At 71.8% G+C, this 15,474-nt stretch carries 12 protein-coding genes; 8 read left to right on the top strand and 4 right to left on the bottom strand.

Annotated features, from left to right (window positions below; all coding sequences use genetic code 11):
- Position 1 precedes the first annotated feature (1 nt).
- Together ACZ3ZD_RS11330 and ACZ3ZD_RS11325 are read right to left on the bottom strand one after the other, a co-directional pair.
- Entirely contained in the window at positions 2-706 is a 705-nt protein-coding gene (locus ACZ3ZD_RS11330; protein ID WP_467395524.1) for a 4'-phosphopantetheinyl transferase family protein, read from the bottom strand.
- On the bottom strand, positions 654-1,559 hold the full coding sequence (locus ACZ3ZD_RS11325) for a metallophosphoesterase family protein (protein ID WP_467395815.1): 906 nt from the start codon (positions 1,557-1,559) through the stop codon (positions 654-656). The genes ACZ3ZD_RS11330 and ACZ3ZD_RS11325 overlap by 53 nt, the downstream gene beginning before the upstream one ends.
- A gap of 303 nt (positions 1,560-1,862) precedes the next feature.
- Here ACZ3ZD_RS11325 and ACZ3ZD_RS11320 point away from each other — a divergent pair, with 303 nt between their 5' ends.
- Positions 1,863-2,981, top strand: coding sequence for an ATP-grasp domain-containing protein (locus ACZ3ZD_RS11320; protein WP_467395523.1), 1,119 nt, complete (start codon positions 1,863-1,865; stop codon positions 2,979-2,981).
- Between the two features lie 166 nt (positions 2,982-3,147).
- Positions 3,148-4,836 carry a carbohydrate binding domain-containing protein gene (locus tag ACZ3ZD_RS11315; RefSeq protein WP_467395522.1) on the top strand — a complete coding sequence of 563 codons (1,689 nt, stop codon included), beginning with the start codon at positions 3,148-3,150 and terminating at the stop codon, positions 4,834-4,836.
- Positions 4,837-4,911: 75 nt separating this feature from the next.
- On the opposite strand, the gene ACZ3ZD_RS11310 is transcribed toward ACZ3ZD_RS11315, so the two are convergent.
- Positions 4,912-6,249 (bottom strand): 6-phospho-beta-glucosidase, encoded by a 1,338-nt coding sequence (locus tag ACZ3ZD_RS11310; RefSeq protein WP_467395521.1) that lies wholly within the window; start codon positions 6,247-6,249, stop codon positions 4,912-4,914.
- A 278-nt stretch (positions 6,250-6,527) separates the two neighbouring features.
- Here ACZ3ZD_RS11310 and ACZ3ZD_RS11305 point away from each other — a divergent pair, with 278 nt between their 5' ends.
- Together ACZ3ZD_RS11305 and ACZ3ZD_RS11300 are read left to right on the top strand one after the other, a co-directional pair.
- Positions 6,528-7,922, top strand: coding sequence for a glycoside hydrolase family 16 protein (locus tag ACZ3ZD_RS11305; RefSeq protein ID WP_467395520.1), 1,395 nt, complete (start codon positions 6,528-6,530; stop codon positions 7,920-7,922).
- Positions 7,923-8,170: 248 nt separating this feature from the next.
- A complete protein-coding gene (locus tag ACZ3ZD_RS11300) occupies positions 8,171-8,659 on the top strand; it encodes a hypothetical protein (RefSeq protein ID WP_467395519.1) in 489 nt (162 codons plus the stop codon).
- Between the two features lie 10 nt (positions 8,660-8,669).
- Here ACZ3ZD_RS11300 and ACZ3ZD_RS11295 read toward each other — a convergent pair whose 3' ends face one another.
- Positions 8,670-9,560, bottom strand: coding sequence for a helix-turn-helix domain-containing protein (locus ACZ3ZD_RS11295; protein ID WP_467395518.1), 891 nt, complete (start codon positions 9,558-9,560; stop codon positions 8,670-8,672).
- Positions 9,561-9,706: 146 nt separating this feature from the next.
- On the opposite strand from ACZ3ZD_RS11295, the gene tkt reads away from it, so the two are divergent.
- Genes tkt through opcA form a run of 4 tightly spaced genes read left to right on the top strand, consistent with a single transcriptional unit; the run spans position 9,707 to position 15,473 of the window.
- Positions 9,707-11,782, top strand: a complete 2,076-nt coding sequence (tkt, locus tag ACZ3ZD_RS11290; protein ID WP_467395517.1) for a transketolase — start codon at positions 9,707-9,709, stop codon at positions 11,780-11,782.
- A gap of 30 nt (positions 11,783-11,812) precedes the next feature.
- Complete coding sequence (gene tal / locus ACZ3ZD_RS11285) at positions 11,813-12,958, top strand: transaldolase (protein ID WP_467395516.1); 1,146 nt, start codon at positions 11,813-11,815, stop codon at positions 12,956-12,958.
- A complete protein-coding gene (gene zwf, locus ACZ3ZD_RS11280; protein ID WP_467395515.1) occupies positions 12,955-14,550 on the top strand; it encodes a glucose-6-phosphate dehydrogenase in 1,596 nt (531 codons plus the stop codon). Before tal ends, zwf begins: the two co-directional genes overlap by 4 nt.
- Positions 14,547-15,473, top strand: coding sequence for a glucose-6-phosphate dehydrogenase assembly protein OpcA (gene opcA / locus ACZ3ZD_RS11275; protein WP_467395514.1), 927 nt, complete (start codon positions 14,547-14,549; stop codon positions 15,471-15,473). The genes zwf and opcA overlap by 4 nt, the downstream gene beginning before the upstream one ends.
- The last annotated feature ends 1 nt before the right edge of the window (position 15,474 follow it).

Raw genomic sequence — 15,474 nt, 5'->3', positions numbered from 1 at the left:
GTCAGGGCCGCGTCGGCTCGGCCGCGTCGGCGTGCGGTATGACCACGGACGTGGCCACCACGCCCTCCCGTACCGTCCACCGGCCCTCGAAGACCTGGAGCCGTCGGCCGTCGATCAGGGGGCCGGGGACGAGGAGTACGGCGCGCAGGGTGCCGTACGGTGCGCCGCCGGCGTCCGGCCGGACGGTGATGTCGGCCTCGGAGAAGTCCAGCCACTTACGGGTGAGGGGGAACCATGCCTTGTAGACGGACTCCTTGGCGCTGAACAGGAGGCGGTCCCAGTGCACGGCGGGCCACCGCGCGGCCAGCCCGTCGAGCCGCGTGGCCTCGGCGGGCAGGAAGACGGTGGGGCCGATGCCCTCCGGGAGCGGCCCGTGGGGTTCGGCGTCGATGCCGAGGGAGGCGAGGTCGGTGGCGCGGACCAGGGCGGCGGCGCAGTAGCGGTCGCAGTGGGTCATGCTGCCGATCAGCCCGTCCGGCCAGAGCGGGGCGCCGCGGTCGCCGATGAGCACCGGCTGCGGCCGCACGCCGAGCTTCTCCATGGCACGCCGGGCGCAGCCGCGGACGGCGGCGAACTCACGCCGCCGCTTGGCCACCGAGTTGGCTACGAGCGCTTCCTCCGCCGGGTACAGCGGGGCGTCCCACAGCGGGTCGTCAGCGCGTGCCTCCACGGCCACGACCGACTCCGGGAGCAGCTCCTCGATCACCTGCGTCGACCTCCATCGGCAGGACACGGCGCAGCCTTCCCGGCGGGTCCGGGCGCTTGCGCCACTCGCGGGGATAGCCGACGGAGACCTCAAGGAAGCGGACTCCGTCGTGCCAGGTGGTGCGGGGGATGTGCAGATGGCCGTAGACCATGGTGGCGACGCGGAAGCGGCGGTGCCAGTCGGCGGTCAGTGTGGTGCCGCACCACATGGCGAACTCGGGGTGCCACAGCACCTCGGTGGGGTGCCGGTCCAGCGGCCAGTGGCCGGCCAGCACGGTCGGCAGGTCCGCGGGCAGCTCCGCGAGCCTGCGCTCGGTCTCGGCGACCCGGGCCCGGCACCAGTCCTCCCGGGTCGGGTAGGGGTCGGGGTGCAGCAGGAACTCGTCGTTGCAGATGATGCCGGTGCTCTCGGCGTAGGCCAGGCCCTCCGCCTTGGTGGTGCTGCCGGCGGGGAGGTACGAGTAGTCGTACAGCAGGAAGAGGGGGGCGACGGCGACCGGGCCGCCGGGGCCGCGCCACACCGGGTAGGGGTCCTCGGGTGTGACGACGCCCAGTTCCCGGCACACCTCGACCAGGTGGTCGTAGCGGGCGGCGCCACGCAGGGTGACCGGGTCGCTCGGATGGGTCCACAGCTCGTGGTTGCCGGGTGCCCACAGCACCTTGCGGAAGCGGCCGGCGAGGGTGCCGAGGGCCCACCGGATGTCGGCGACGGTCTCCGCGACGTCACCGGCCACGATCAGCCAGTCCTCGTCGCTGTGCGGACGCATCTCCTCGACCAGGGCACGGTTGTCCGGGTAGCTGATGTGCAGGTCGCTGATGGCCAGTAGCTGTCCGGCCCCGGCCGTCGACTCCACCCGCGCGCCCCTTCCGATCATCCGATGACACAACAAGAACACATCGACCGGTCCCTGGACAAGAGCAACCTGTCCGCGTGTCAGCTTCCCGCCGGGCCGGCGCCGGATGCCGCCGAGCGGGCCGGAGCCCCGGAAATCCGTAACCCACGCGTTGCACGAGGCGGCCCGCGAAGGCCGTATGATCGCCCCGACACCGACGCCCCCAACTCCCCCTTTCCACGGGGCCGTTTGGTGACCCTTCCTCCCTCCTGCCCGGGCACGGGCCGCTCCGCCCTGCCCGCACACCCCCGAAAGGCGGCCTGCATGCTCTCTCGCGTACGCGTCTGGCTCAACCGCACGTACGCGGAGAACGTGTTCTTCATGGATCAGCTGCGGAGAAATCCCGTCGACCGCGCGGTGGAGATCCACGCGACGCACGGCGACCCCGACTCCCCCGTGCTGGCCGCCGCCGACACCGCCGACCTGGAGCCGGAGGGCCTGTCCCCGGCCGCGTACGTGGAGTACGCCCTCGACCAGTGCGCCCGGCGCGGTATCGACGTGTTCGTGCCCCGGCTGCACCAGGCCGCGATCGTGGCGCACCGCGCCGACTTCGCGGCGGCCGGTACGGCCCTGCTGGCGCCGACACCGGAGGCGGTCGCCGTCTTCGAGGACAAGGCGACCGCGTACGAGGCGGTGCGCTCGGTGGGCATCGCGGTTCCGCCGTGGTACCGGGTCCGGACCGCGGACGAGCTCGTCGCGGCCGTGCGGGAGTTGGAGGCGTCCGGGCACCGGCCCTGCTTCAAGCCGGCCGCCGGCGCGGGCGGGACCGGCTTCCGGATGATCACCCGGACGCCCTTCTCGCTGGCTTGCCTGAACGGCTTCCCGGGCCCCTACGTGCAGCTGGACCTGGTCGTCGACGCACTGCGGCGGGCCGAGGAACCCGTGGACTGGCTGGTCATGCCGCGTCTGGAGCAGCCCGAGGTGTCCGTCGACTGCCTGACCGGCCCGGACAACCTGGTGCGGCTCGCCGTGGGACGCACCAAGAACGGCCGCCGCCGGGGCTTCACCCTGGACGAGCGGTGGCTGGCGCCGGCCCGCCTGATCGCGGAGGGCTTCGGGCTGCACCACCTGTCCAACATCCAGTTCCGGATGCTCGGCGACCGGCCGGTGCTGCTGGACGTCAACACGAGGCCCGCCGGAGGCCTGCACCAGCTCTCCCTCTGTGGGGTGAACGCGCCGTGGGCGGCGGTGCAGCTGGCGCTGGGCGAGGACCCGGGGGTGATCGAGCCGCCGTTCCTCGGGCAGGACTACACGGTGGTGTCGGGGCCACGCCCGCTGGCGCCCGCGGCGCTTCCGCGGCAGCGGGTGGACTCCGAGGTCCTGCTGCCCGCCGTACCGGCGCCGGTGCGGGCCGCCGCGGCGGGGGAGGTCCTGCCGCTGTAGGCCCGGCCGCTGCGGCGGACCCGCCCTCACCGGTCCCGCCCTCACCGGTATGGACCAATTCTGTCCGTCTCCTTGACAGGCCGATTGGTCCATACCAAATTCGTTGGCGCACCAGGTTCCGCACTCCCCTGCACTCCCGAACACCCCATCCCCACAGGGAGATAGCGTGCGCCAAAAACTCGGGCGTCCCAGACGCCGGCTCCTCGCCCTGCTCGGAACCGCCGCCCTCGCGCTCGGCGGGGCCGTCGCCCTCCCCGGCACCGCCCAGGCGGCGAACATCCTCACCAACCCCGGCTTCGAGTCGGGCGGCCTCTCCCCCTGGACCTGCACCGGAAACCTCGGCTCGGTCGTCTCCTCCCCCGTGCACGGTGGCGCCAAGGCGCTGCAGGGCGCGGTGACGTCCAGCGACAACGCCCAGTGCAGCCAGACCGTCGCCGTACAGCCGAACACGACGTACAGCCTCAGCGGCTGGGTGCGCGGCAGCTACGTGTACCTCGGCGTCAACGGCGGCCCCTCCACCTGGACCACGTCCCCGTCGGCGTACGGGCAGCTGAGCCTCGGCTTCACCACCGGGGCCACGCAGACCAGCGCCACCCTGTACGTCCACGGCTGGTACGGACAGGGCACCTACTACGCCGACGACATCAGCCTGGACGGCCCGGGCGGCGGCGGTGGCGGCGGGGACACCCAGGCACCGACCGCGCCGAGCGGCCTCACCTCCACCGGCAAGACGTCGTCGAGCGTGTCCCTGAAGTGGAACGCGGCCACGGACAACGTGGGCGTGACGGCGTACGACGTCTACAGCGGCGCCAACCAGCTCCTGAGCGTCTCCGGCACGTCCGCCACGGTCGGCGGGCTGTCGCCCAGCACGGGTTACACCTTCACCGTGAAGGCGCGCGACGCGGCCGGCAACACCTCGCCCGCCTCCAACGCGGTGACCGTGACGACCGACGCGGGAAGCGGCGGCGGCACCACCTTCAAGCAGGCGGCGCCCTACCTGTACGAGGGCTGGGGAGATCCGCCGAACCCGACGACGGTGATGAACGCGACCGGCGCCAAGTGGTTCACCATGGCGTTCGTGCTGGACTCCGGCGGCTGCACCCCGGCCTGGGACGGCAGCCGGGCGCTGACCGGCGGCGTGGACCAGACCGCGATCAACCAGATCCGGTCCGCCGGCGGTGACGTCGTCCCCTCGTTCGGCGGCTGGCAGGGCAGCAAGCTCGGCGCCAACTGCTCCTCCCCGAGCGCCCTCGCCGGGGCGATCCAGAAGGTGGTCGACGCCTACGGCCTGAAGGCGATCGACTTCGACATCGAGAACACCGACGAGTTCGAGAACGAGGCGGTCCAGGCGAGGATCCTCACCGCGCTGAAGACGGTCAAGGCGGCCAACCCCGGCCTGAAGACCATCGTCACCTTCGGCACGTCCACCACCGGGCCGACGTACTACGGCAACCGGCTCATCGAGCAGGCGCAGTCGCTGGGGGCGAACATCGACGTGTTCACCATCATGCCGTTCGACTTCGGCGGCGGCTCGGACATGTACGGCAACACCGTGGCCGCGGCGGAGGGGCTGAAGAACAAGCTGAAGTCCACCTTCGGCTGGGACGACGCGACCGCCTACGCGCACATCGGGATCTCCGGCATGAACGGCCTGTCCGACCAGCAGGAGACGACGACCCCCGCGATCTGGACCCAGATCCGGGACTGGGCGAACACGCACCACATCGCGCGGCTCGCCTTCTGGTCGGTCAACCGCGACCGCCCCTGCCCGGGCGGCGGCGTCGCCGAGAACTGCTCCGGGATCAGCCAGGACAACTGGCAGTTCACCTCGATCACGGCCGGCTTCATCGGCTGACCGGCCGACCGGCCGACCGGCCGGCGGACACGGGGGTACGGCGGAGGGCCGCTCGGCGGAGCGGCCCTCCGCGCCCTACGTCAGGTAGGCCAGGCCCGGATGGACCTCGGTGTAGCGCTCGACCAGCCTGCGGGCCACGGTGACCGAGTCGACGAGCGGATGCAGCGCGAAGGCCTTCACGGCGGTCGCCCGGGAACCCGACGCGGCCGCGGCGAGCACCTCGCGCTCGACGGCCTTGACCGAGCACACCAGCCCGGTGGCGTGCCCGGGCAGCGGATCGACGGCGAGCGGGTGCGCGCCGCTCGCGTCGACCAGGCACGGGACCTCGACGACCGCTTCGGCGTCGAGGACCGACAGGGTCGAACGGTTGCGGACGTTGAGGATCAGGGTGGCGCGCTCGTCGCGGGCGATGGCCCGCATCAGGGCCAGGGCGACCTGCTCGTACCCGCCGGACAGGTCCTCGGCCTCGCGCTCGCCCGCACCGGCGCTCTCCCGGTTCTCGGCCATGTACGTCGCCTCGCGCTCGGCCCGGGTACGGTTCCAGGCGCGCAACGCCGGGACACCGGGGTCGGCCGCCTCCTCGTAGAAGCCGGCCTGCTGCTCGCGCAGGAAGGCACCGCGGGTCCGGTCGGCCTCCTGGTAGGCGCGGACGGTCTCCCGGTTGAAGTAGTAGTAGTGCAGGTACTCGTTGGGGACCGCGCCGAGCGAGCGCAGCCAGTCGGCGCCGAACAGCCGGCCCTCCTCGAAGGAGCCGAGCAGCGCGGGATCGCCGAGCAGACGCGGCAGTTCGTCCCGCCCGGCGACCCGCAGGGCGCGCACCCAGCCGAGGTGGTTGAGGCCGACGTAGTCGACGAAGGCCTCCTTCGGGTCGGCGCCGAGGACGCGGGCGATGCGACGTCCGAGGCCGACCGGTGAGTCGCAGATGCCGATGACGCGGTCGCCGAGGTGGCGGGACATGGCCTCGGTGACCAGGCCGGCCGGGTTGGTGAAGTTGATGACCCAGGCGTCCGGGGCGAGCCGGGCCACGCGCCGGGCGATCTCGACGGCGACGGGCACCGTGCGCAGACCGTAGGCGATCCCGCCCGCGCCGACGGTCTCCTGTCCCAGCACGCCCTCCGCGAGCGCGACGCGTTCGTCGTCCGCCCGGCCCTCCAGACCGCCGACGCGGATCGCGGAGAAGACGAAGTCGGCGCCGCGCAGGGCGTCGTCCAGGTCGGTGGTGGCGGTCACCGTGGGGGCGTCGGGGACACCTGCGGCCTGCTCCGCCAGCACCCGGGACACCGCATGCAGTCGACGGTCGTCGGGATCCTGCAGAACGACGTCGGTGACCCGCCCCTCGCCCCGGTCGGTCAGCAGTGCGCCGTACACCAGGGGCACGCGGAACCCTCCGCCACCCAGAATCGTCAGCTTCACACCCACACCTTTCGTCACGCCTGCACCCTTCTAGCAGACCTCCGCGGCGCGGGAAGCGCCAGCATGGTGCCCACGGTGCGCCGGCGGCTGCCGGTCAGCGCCCCACCCCCGACCGCTTCACCCACTGAACTCCCCCACACCGCAACGACTTTCTTTGTTTCAAGCCTTGACGGTCACGAGCCCGGAGAGCACATTGGCGGCACCGTGAGAGCGCTCTCAGCCCCACATGGGAGCGCTCTCACACCCCCCGCACCCTTCCCGTACCCGAGAGGCTCCCCATGAGCGCATCCTCCGGCATCCCCAGACCCCGCCCGCTGCGACGCGCGCTGGTCGCCGTCGCCGCCGCACTCGGCCTGGCCGCGGCCGTGGCCACCGCCGCCTCCGCGCCCGCCAGCGCCTCCGCGCCGGCTCCGCCCTCCGGCTGGACGCAGGTCTTCGTGGACGACTTCAACGGCGCGGCGGGCTCCGGCGTCAACACCGCCAACTGGCAGTACGACACCGGGACCTCCTACCCGGGCGGTGCCGCCAACTGGGGCACCGGTGAGGTCGAGACGATGACGTCGAGCACCGGCAACGTCGCCCTGGACGGGAACGGCAACCTGCTCATCACCCCGCGCCGCGACGCCTCCGGCCACTGGACCTCCGGCCGGATCGAGACCAACCGCACCGACTTCCAGCCCCCGGCCGGCGGGAAGCTGCGGGTGCAGGCCCGGATCCAGATGCCGAACGTCACCGGCGCGGCCGCCAAGGGCTACTGGCCGGCGTTCTGGATGCTCGGCGCGCCGTTCCGCGGCAACTACTGGAACTGGCCGGGCATCGGCGAGCTGGACATTATGGAGAACGTCCAGGGTCTGAACACCGACTGGGCCACGATGCACTGCGGCACCAACCCGGGCGGCCCGTGCAACGAGACCTCCGGCATCGGCAACTCCACCGCCTGCACCGGCGCCACCTGTCAGGCCGGCTTTCACACCTACGCGATGGAGTGGGACCGCTCGACCAGCCCCGAGGAGATCCGCTTCTACCTCGACGGCGTCAACTTCCACACGGTGCGGGCGAACCAGGTCGACGCGGCGACCTGGGCGAACGCCACCAACCACGGCTACTTTTTGATCCTCAACGTCGCCATGGGCGGCGGCTTCCCGGACGCGTTCGGCGGCGGCCCGGACAGCGGCACCGAGCCCGGCCACCCGATGGCCGTCGACTACGTGCAGGTCCTGCAGTCCTCGGGCGGCACCACCCCTCCCCCGCCGACCGGCAACCGGGACGCCTACAGCGCCATCCAGGCCGAGTCCTACGACGGCCAGTCCGGCGTCGTCCCGGAGGCCACCACGGACACCGGCGGAGGCCAGGACATCGGGTCCCTCGCGAACGGCGACTGGGCGCTGTACAAGGGCGTCGACTTCGGGTCCACGGCGGCCAGGCAGTTCTACGCGCGGGTGGCGAGCGGCGCGGCGGGCGGAGTCAGCGGGCTGGTCGAGGTGCGCCTGGACAGCCGCGGCAACGCGCCCGTCGGCAGCTTCTCGGTGGCCGGCACCGGGGGCTGGCAGTCCTGGCGGACGGTGCCGGCCAACATCGGCGCCGTGACCGGCACGCACGACGTGTACCTCACCTTCACCAGCGGCCAGCCGGCCGACTTCGTGAACGTGAACTGGTTCGACTTCGGGCACTGACCCGGAAGGGGGCGGCGGCGCCCGGGGGTTGACCTTCACGTGTACGCCAACCCCTGGCGTCGCCGCCATGACGACCACACCGCGCTTCGCCCGCAGGGGACTTCAGGCCCGCCTCGCCGCCCGCCCGCACGGACTCCCCGCCCCCGGCGACATGGAGATCACCGAGGTGGCCGTACCGGATCCGGCGCCCGGCCAGGTCCTCGTCCCGCAACCTGTTCCTCTCCCTCGACCCCGGCATGGTGCTGCTGATGTCGGAAGGTGACCGACTGCCGCTGTCCCGCTACGAGATCGGCGCGCCGATGCACGGTGACGCGGTCGGCGAGGTCCTCCTCTCCGCTCATCCCTCGCTGTCCCCGGGCGACCTGGTGGTGCGCCGGTTCGGCTGGCGGGAGTACGCGGTGGCCGGCGCGGAGGCGTTCCGGCGGGTCGACCGGGACGCCTACGCGAGCCCGTCGATGCGCTTCGGCTTCGGGCTCGTCGCCTATGCCGGCCTCATGGAGGTGGCCCGGCCGGGGCCCGGCGACACGGTGTTCGTGTCGTTCGTCCGGTACCTCGACAACGACCTGCCGGAGGTGTTCGCGTACGCCGAGTCCTGCGCGGGTCACTACGAGGTGGGCGCGCGCCGGGTGGCCGAACTCCAGGAGCGGATCGAGGCGCTGACCCGGATGCGGGACACCCTCGTCCACCGGATGCCGTGGCTGGCCGGCGTGCCGCCGGGGCGGGCCGGGACCGTCTGACGCGGTTCCGTCAGCGCAGTTCGGCCCGGAACGCCACCGGTGTCTGCCCGGTGTGCAGGTGGAAGAACTTGGAGAAGTTCGCCGCGTCGGGGAAGCCGACGGCCGCCCCGACGCGGCCGATGGGCAGGTCGGTGTGGGCGAGGAGGCGTTTGGCCTCCAGGACGACGCGTTTGTCGATGAAGCCCTTCGGGGTCTCGCCGGTGGCCGCGCGGACGGCGCGGACCAGGGTGCGGCGGGAGTAGCCGAGGGCGTCGGCGTAGGCGCTGACGCTGTGGTTGGTGGCGAAGTCCTGCTCGACGGCGTCCCGGAAGCGGGTGAAGGTGCTGTCGGCCTGCCGGTCGGTGGTCTTCGCCGAGCTGGCGGCGAGGTGGGCGAGGCGCAGCAGACAGGCGGTCAGGGTGTGCCGCAGGACGGCCGTGTGCAGGCTGAGCGGGAGTGTGGCGGTGTCCTCGTACTCGCGGCGCAGCTGGTCGAGGGCCGAGCGGAGCGCGGCGAGCTGCGCGGGTTCGGGGTGCAGCAGCGGCGGCAGGTCGTAGCGGTACAGGCCGGTGGCCTCGACGGTGGCGCGGGGCAGAAAGCCGGGCTGCATGGTCAGCACGGTTCCGCGGTACACGGATTCGCGGGAGAACCGGTGGACCTGTCCGGGGCGGATCCAGAGCAGGTCGCCGGCGTCGGCCTCGTACTCGGCGAAGTCGACCATGTGTCGTACGGGGCCGTCGGTGAAGAGCATGACCACGTGGAAGTCGATGCGGTGGACGCGGTGCAGGGGGGCGTCGGCGTGCCAGCGGCGTTCGGCGCCCATGGGGCCGATCTGCATGCCCACGCCGCCGACGGCCAGCTCGGCCGGGAAGGGGAAGGTTCTGATCCCGTCAGCCCCAGCTTCGTCTCTTATGGCTGTCATGTCCTTTTCGTGCCGTCCCTGTCGCGCGATCACTGTCCCAGATTCACCACAGGCTGACACACCCCGACCTTCCGTCGAAAAAGTCAGACTTTTAAGTTTGAACGCGTCCGGCCAGCCATTTCGCACTGAACGAGGACTTCTTGAAGATGACGACGCAGACTTCCGACGGCTTCGAGTGGACCGACCTCGACCGGCGTGCCGTGGACACCGCCCGACTTCTGGCGGCCGATGCGGTGCAGAAGGTGGGCAACGGGCACCCGGGCACCGCGATGGCCCTGGCCCCTGCCGCGTACACGATCTTTCAGAAGGTGATGCGACACGACCCGGCCGACCCCGAGTGGACCGGCCGTGACCGGTTCGTCCTCTCCCCCGGCCACACCTCGCTGACCCTCTACACGCAGCTGTACCTCGCCGGGTACGAGCTGGAGCTGGACGACCTGAAGGCCTTCCGCACCCACGGCTCCAAGACGCCGGGCCACCCCGAGTACGGGCACACCGCCGGTGTGGAGACCACCACCGGCCCGCTCGGCCAGGGCGCCGCCAACGCCGTCGGCATGGCGATGGCCGCCCGCTACGAGCGCGGCCTGTTCGACCCGGACGCCCCCGCGGGCACCTCCCCGTTCGACCACACCATCTGGGCGATCGTCTCCGACGGCGACCTGGAGGAGGGCGTCTCCGCCGAGGCCTCCTCCCTCGCCGGCCACCAGAGGCTCGGCAACCTGGTCTTCCTCTACGACGACAACCACATCTCCATCGAGGGCGACACCGCGACCGCGTTCTCCGAGGACGTGCTGAAGCGGTACGAGGCCTACGGCTGGCACGTCCAGCGCGTCGAGCCCACCGCCGACGGTGACGTCGACGCCCCCGCCCTCTACCGGGCGCTGCGGGCGGCGCAGGCCGAGACCGGGCGGCCGTCGATCATCGCGATGCGCACGATCATCGCCTGGCCCGCTCCGAACGCCCGCGACACCGAGGCCTCCCACGGCTCCGCGCTCGGCGAGGAGGAGATCGCCGCCACCAAGCGCCTGCTCGGATTCGACCCGGAGCGGACCTTCGAGGTCTCCGACGAGGTCCTGGACCACACCCGGCGGGCCCTGGACCGGGGCGCCGAGGCGCACGCGGCCTGGGACAAGCGGATCGCCGAGTGGCGCGCCGCCCAGCCGGAGCGGGCCGAGCTGTTCGACCGCGTGAGCAAGGGCGAGCTGCCCGAGGGCTGGGAGGACGCCCTGCCCGTCTTCGAGGAGGGCAAGCCGGTCGCCACCCGCGCCGCCTCCGGCAAGGTGCTCCAGGCGCTCGGCCCGGTCCTGCCCGAGCTGTGGGGCGGCTCCGCCGACCTCGCCGGATCGAACAACACCACCATCGACAAGACCAGCTCCTTCCTGCCCGAGGGCAACGCACTGCCGGAGGCCGACCCGTACGGCCGTACCGTGCACTTCGGCATCCGCGAGTTCTCCATGGCCGCGGAGATGAACGGCATCGCCCTGCACGGCAACACCCGGATCTACGGCGGCACCTTCCTGGTGTTCTCCGACTACATGCGCAACGCCGTCCGTATGTCGGCGCTGATGCAGCTGCCGGTGACGTACGTGTGGACGCACGACTCCGTCGGGCTCGGCGAGGACGGCCCCACCCACCAGCCGGTCGAGCACCTGGCCTCGCTGCGCGCCATTCCCGGTCTGAACGTCGTCCGCCCGGCGGACGCCAACGAGACCGCGATCGCCTGGGCCGAGATCCTGAAGAGGCACGCCACGCACCCCGCCCCGCACGGGCTCGCGCTCACCCGCCAGGGCGTGCCGGTGTACGCGCCGAACGAGGACGCGGCCAAGGGCGGCTACGTGATGTGCGAGTCCTCGACCGAGGTCCCGGAGGTGATCATCATCGCGACGGGCTCCGAGGTGCACCTGGCCGTGGCCGCGCGGGAGCGGCTGGAGACCGAGGGGATCGGCACCCGGGTGGTGTCCATGCCGTCCGTGGAGTGGTTCGAGGAGCAGCCGCGCGCCTACCGCGAGCGGGTGCTGCCGCCGGCCGTGCGGGCCCGGGTCGCCGTGGAGGCCGGGATCGGCCTGACCTGGTACCGGTTCGTGGGCGACGCGGGACGCATCGTCTCGCTGGAGCACTTCGGCGCCTCCGCGGACGCCGGGACCCTCTTCGCCGAGTTCGGCTTCACCCCCGAGAACGTCGCCGCGGCGGCCCGCGAGTCGCTCGCCGCCGCGCGCGCCTGACACCGACGTCCCCATCGACGCGAAAGAAAGATGATCACAGTGACCGAAGCAACCGCGATTCCGGGGGCCCTCAAGCGCCTCGCCGACGAGGGCGTGTCGATATGGCTGGACGACCTGTCCCGCAAGCGCCTCACCTCGGGCAGCCTCGCCGACCTGGTGGCGAGCGGAAGCGCCGTCGGTGTCACCACCAACCCGTCCATCTTCCAGGCCGCCATCGGCTCCGGAGAGGGCTACGAGGAGCAGCTGGCCGACCTCGCGGTGCGGGGGGTGACGGTCGACGAGGCGGTGCGGATGATGACGACCGCCGACGTGCGGACCGCCGCCGACATCCTGGATCCTGTGTACACCGCCACCGGCGGCCGTGACGGCCGGGTCTCCATCGAGGTCGACCCCCGTCTCGCCCACGACACGGAGGCGACCGTCGCCGAGGCCAAGCAGCTGGCCTGGCTGGTCGACCGCCCCAACGTGATGATCAAGATCCCGGCGACCGAGGCGGGTCTGCCGGCGATCACCGAGGTCATCGGGCTCGGCATCAGCGTCAACGTGACCCTGATCTTCTCCCTGGACCGCTACCGCGAGGTCATGGCCGCCTACCTGGCCGGCCTGGAGAAGGCCCGCGAACGGGGCATCGACCTGTCCACGATCCACTCGGTGGCGTCCTTCTTCGTCTCCCGCGTGGACTCCGAGGTCGACAAGCGGCTGACCGCCCTCGGCACCGACGAGGCGCTCGCCCTCAAGGGCCGCGCGGCCCTCGCCAACGCCCGTCTGGCCTACGAGGCGTACGAGGAGGTGTTCTCCTCCGACCGCTGGCTGGCGCTCGCCGGCGACCGGGCGAACAGGCAGCGTCCGCTGTGGGCGTCCACCGGGGTGAAGGATCCCGCGTACAAGGACACCCTGTACGTGGACGAACTGGTCGCACCGGGCACCGTCAACACGATGCCCGAGGCCACGCTGAACGCGGTCGCCGACCACGGCGAGATCACCGGTGACACGGTGACCGGCGGTTACGCGCGGGCCTGCGCCGACCTGGCCGCCGTCGAACGGCTCGGCATCGCCTACGACGAGGTCGTCCGGCAGCTGGAGAACGAGGGTGTCGCCAAGTTCGAGGTGGCCTGGCAGGACCTTCTGGACGCCGTAGCGAAGTCCCTGGAGAGCAAGGGAGTTGACGCCCGATGACCGACAACGCACCCGACCGGGCCCCCGCACCCGCACCCGAGGCGGTGCGGGTCCCGGTGGCACCGGCCGCCGACTGGGAGAACCCGCTGCGGGACGCCCGCGACCGCCGGCTGCCCCGGATCGCCGGCCCCTCGGGCCTGGTCATCTTCGGGGTCACCGGTGACCTGTCCCGCAAGAAGCTGATGCCGGCCGTCTACGACCTGGCCAACCGCGGTCTGCTGCCGCCGGGCTTCTCCCTCGTCGGGTTCGCCCGCCGGGACTGGGAGAACCAGGACTTCGCGCAGGTCGTGCACGACGCGGTCCGCGAGCACTCCCGGACCCCGTTCCGCGAGGAGGTGTGGCAGCAGCTCGCCGAGGGCATGCGGTTCATCCCCGGTGACTTCGACGACGACACCGCGTTCAAGCAGCTCAAGGACGCCGTCGAGGAGCTGGACGCCTCCCGCGGCACCGGCGGCAACTTCGCCTTCTACCTCTCGGTGCCGCCGAAGTTCTTCCCGAAGGTCGTCCAGCAGCTGAAGAAGCACGGCCTGGCGAGCCCGCCCGAGGGTTCCTGGCGGCGCGCGGTCATCGAGAAGCCGTTCGGGCACGACCTGGCCAGCGCGCGCGAGCTGAACGCGATCGTGCACGAGGTGTTCGAGCCGGACCAGGTGTTCCGCATCGACCACTACCTGGGCAAGGAAACCGTCCAGAACATGCTGGCGCTGCGCTTCGCCAACCAGATGTACGAGCCGATCTGGAACCGGTCGTACGTCGACCACGTGCAGATCACGATGGCCGAGGACATCGGCATCGGCGGCCGGGCCGGCTACTACGACGGCATCGGGGCCGCCCGGGACGTCATCCAGAACCACCTGCTGCAGCTGATGGCGCTCACCGCCATGGAGGAGCCGATCGCGTTCGACGCGGAGGCGCTGCTCACCGAGAAGCTGAAGGTGCTGAAGTCGGTGCGCCTTCCGGAGGACCTGGGCCGGCACACCGTGCGCGGCCAGTACGCCACCGGCTGGCAGGGCGGCGAGAAGGTCGTCGGCTACCTCCAGGAGGACGGCATCGACCCCAAGTCGAAGACCGACACCTTCGCCGCGATCAAGCTGGGCATCGACAACCGCCGCTGGGCGGGTGTCCCCTTCTACCTGCGCACCGGCAAGCGGCTGGGCCGCCGGGTCACCGAGATCGCGGTCGTCTTCAAGCGGGCCCCGCACTCCCCGTTCGACTCCACCGCCACCGAGGAACTCGGCCAGAACGCGATCGTCGTCCGCGTCCAGCCCGACGAGGGCATGACCGTGCGGTTCGGCTCCAAGGTGCCGGGCACCTCGATGGAGATCCGGGACGTCTCCATGGACTTCGCCTACGGCGAGTCGTTCACCGAGTCGAGCCCGGAGGCGTACGAGCGGCTCATCCTGGACGTACTCCTCGGCGACGCGAACCTGTTCCCCCGCCACCAGGAAGTGGAAGAGTCCTGGAAGATCCTCGACCCGATCGAGGAGTACTGGACGGCGCACGGCAGGCCGGCGCAGTACGCGTCGGGCAGCTGGGGCCCGAGGGAAGCCGACGAGATGCTCGCACGAGACGGACGGAGCTGGCGCAGGCCATGAAGATCGACCTGACCGACACCACGGCAAGCAAGATCAACAAGGCGTTGGTGCAGGGCCGCCGCGCCATCGGCACGCCCGCCGTGGGCATGGTCCTGACGATGGTGATCGTCACGGACGAGGAGAACGCCTACGACTCGATCAAGGCGGCCGAGGAGGCCTCGCACGAGCACCCCTCGCGCACCCTGGTCGTCATCCGGCGCCAGGCCCGCACCCTGCGCGACCGCACCCACTCCCGGCTCGACGCCGAGGTCCGGGTCGGCTCCGAGGCCGGCACCGGCGAGACGGTCGTGCTGCGCACCTACGGCGAGGTGTCCGACCACGCCGACTCGGTGGTGCTGCCGCTGCTGCTGCCGGACGCCCCGGTGGTCGTGTGGTGGCCGGGCGACGCCCCCGAGGCCCCCGCCAAGGACCCGCTGGGCGTGCTCGCCCAGCGCCGGATCACCGACCTGTACGCGGTCGAGCGGCCGCTGGAGGTGCTCAACGCCCGGGCCCGTACCTACGCCCCCGGCGACACCGACCTGGCCTGGACCCGGCTGACCCTGTGGCGGTCGATGCTGGCCGCGGCCCTGGACCAGGCCCGGGTGCGGGTGACCTCGGCGGCCGTCGAGGCCGAGGCCGACAACCCCAGCGCCGAACTGCTCGCCCGCTGGCTCGAGGCCCGCCTGGGCGTCCCGGTGGAGCGGGTGCACAGCGCCGGCCCGTTCGTGACGGCCGTCCGCCTCGGCACCGCGAACGGCGAGATCCTCGTCGACCGCCCCGAGGGACCGCTGGCCACGCTGACCCTGCCGGGCCAGCCGCCGCGCACCCTCGCGCTGAAGGTCCGCCCCACCTCCGAACTGATCGCCGAGGAGCTGCGCCGCCTCGACGCCGACGAGATGTACGCCATCGCCCTGCAGGGCGAGGCCGCCAAGGAGATCGCCTGAC

The organism is Streptomyces sp. NPDC023481, assembly GCF_055560195.1.
The sequence above is the reverse complement of the archived record's forward strand: the minus strand, read 5'-3'. Positions and strand labels throughout refer to the sequence as shown.

What these genes read in the sequence shown, in the direction of transcription:
- opcA (WP_467395514.1), top strand. Translation starts at nt 14,547, where the DNA reads ATGAAGATCGACCTGACCGACACCACGGCAAGCAAGATCAACAAGGCG.
- ACZ3ZD_RS11305 (WP_467395520.1), top strand. Translation starts at nt 6,528, where the DNA reads ATGAGCGCATCCTCCGGCATCCCCAGACCCCGCCCGCTGCGACGCGCG.
- zwf (WP_467395515.1), top strand. Translation starts at nt 12,955, where the DNA reads ATGACCGACAACGCACCCGACCGGGCCCCCGCACCCGCACCCGAGGCG.
- ACZ3ZD_RS11295 (WP_467395518.1), bottom strand. Translation starts at nt 9,560, where the DNA reads ATGACAGCCATAAGAGACGAAGCTGGGGCTGACGGGATCAGAACCTTC.
- tal (WP_467395516.1), top strand. Translation starts at nt 11,813, where the DNA reads ATGATCACAGTGACCGAAGCAACCGCGATTCCGGGGGCCCTCAAGCGC.
- ACZ3ZD_RS11320 (WP_467395523.1), top strand. Translation starts at nt 1,863, where the DNA reads ATGCTCTCTCGCGTACGCGTCTGGCTCAACCGCACGTACGCGGAGAAC.
- ACZ3ZD_RS11300 (WP_467395519.1), top strand. Translation starts at nt 8,171, where the DNA reads ATGTCGGAAGGTGACCGACTGCCGCTGTCCCGCTACGAGATCGGCGCG.
- tkt (WP_467395517.1), top strand. Translation starts at nt 9,707, where the DNA reads ATGACGACGCAGACTTCCGACGGCTTCGAGTGGACCGACCTCGACCGG.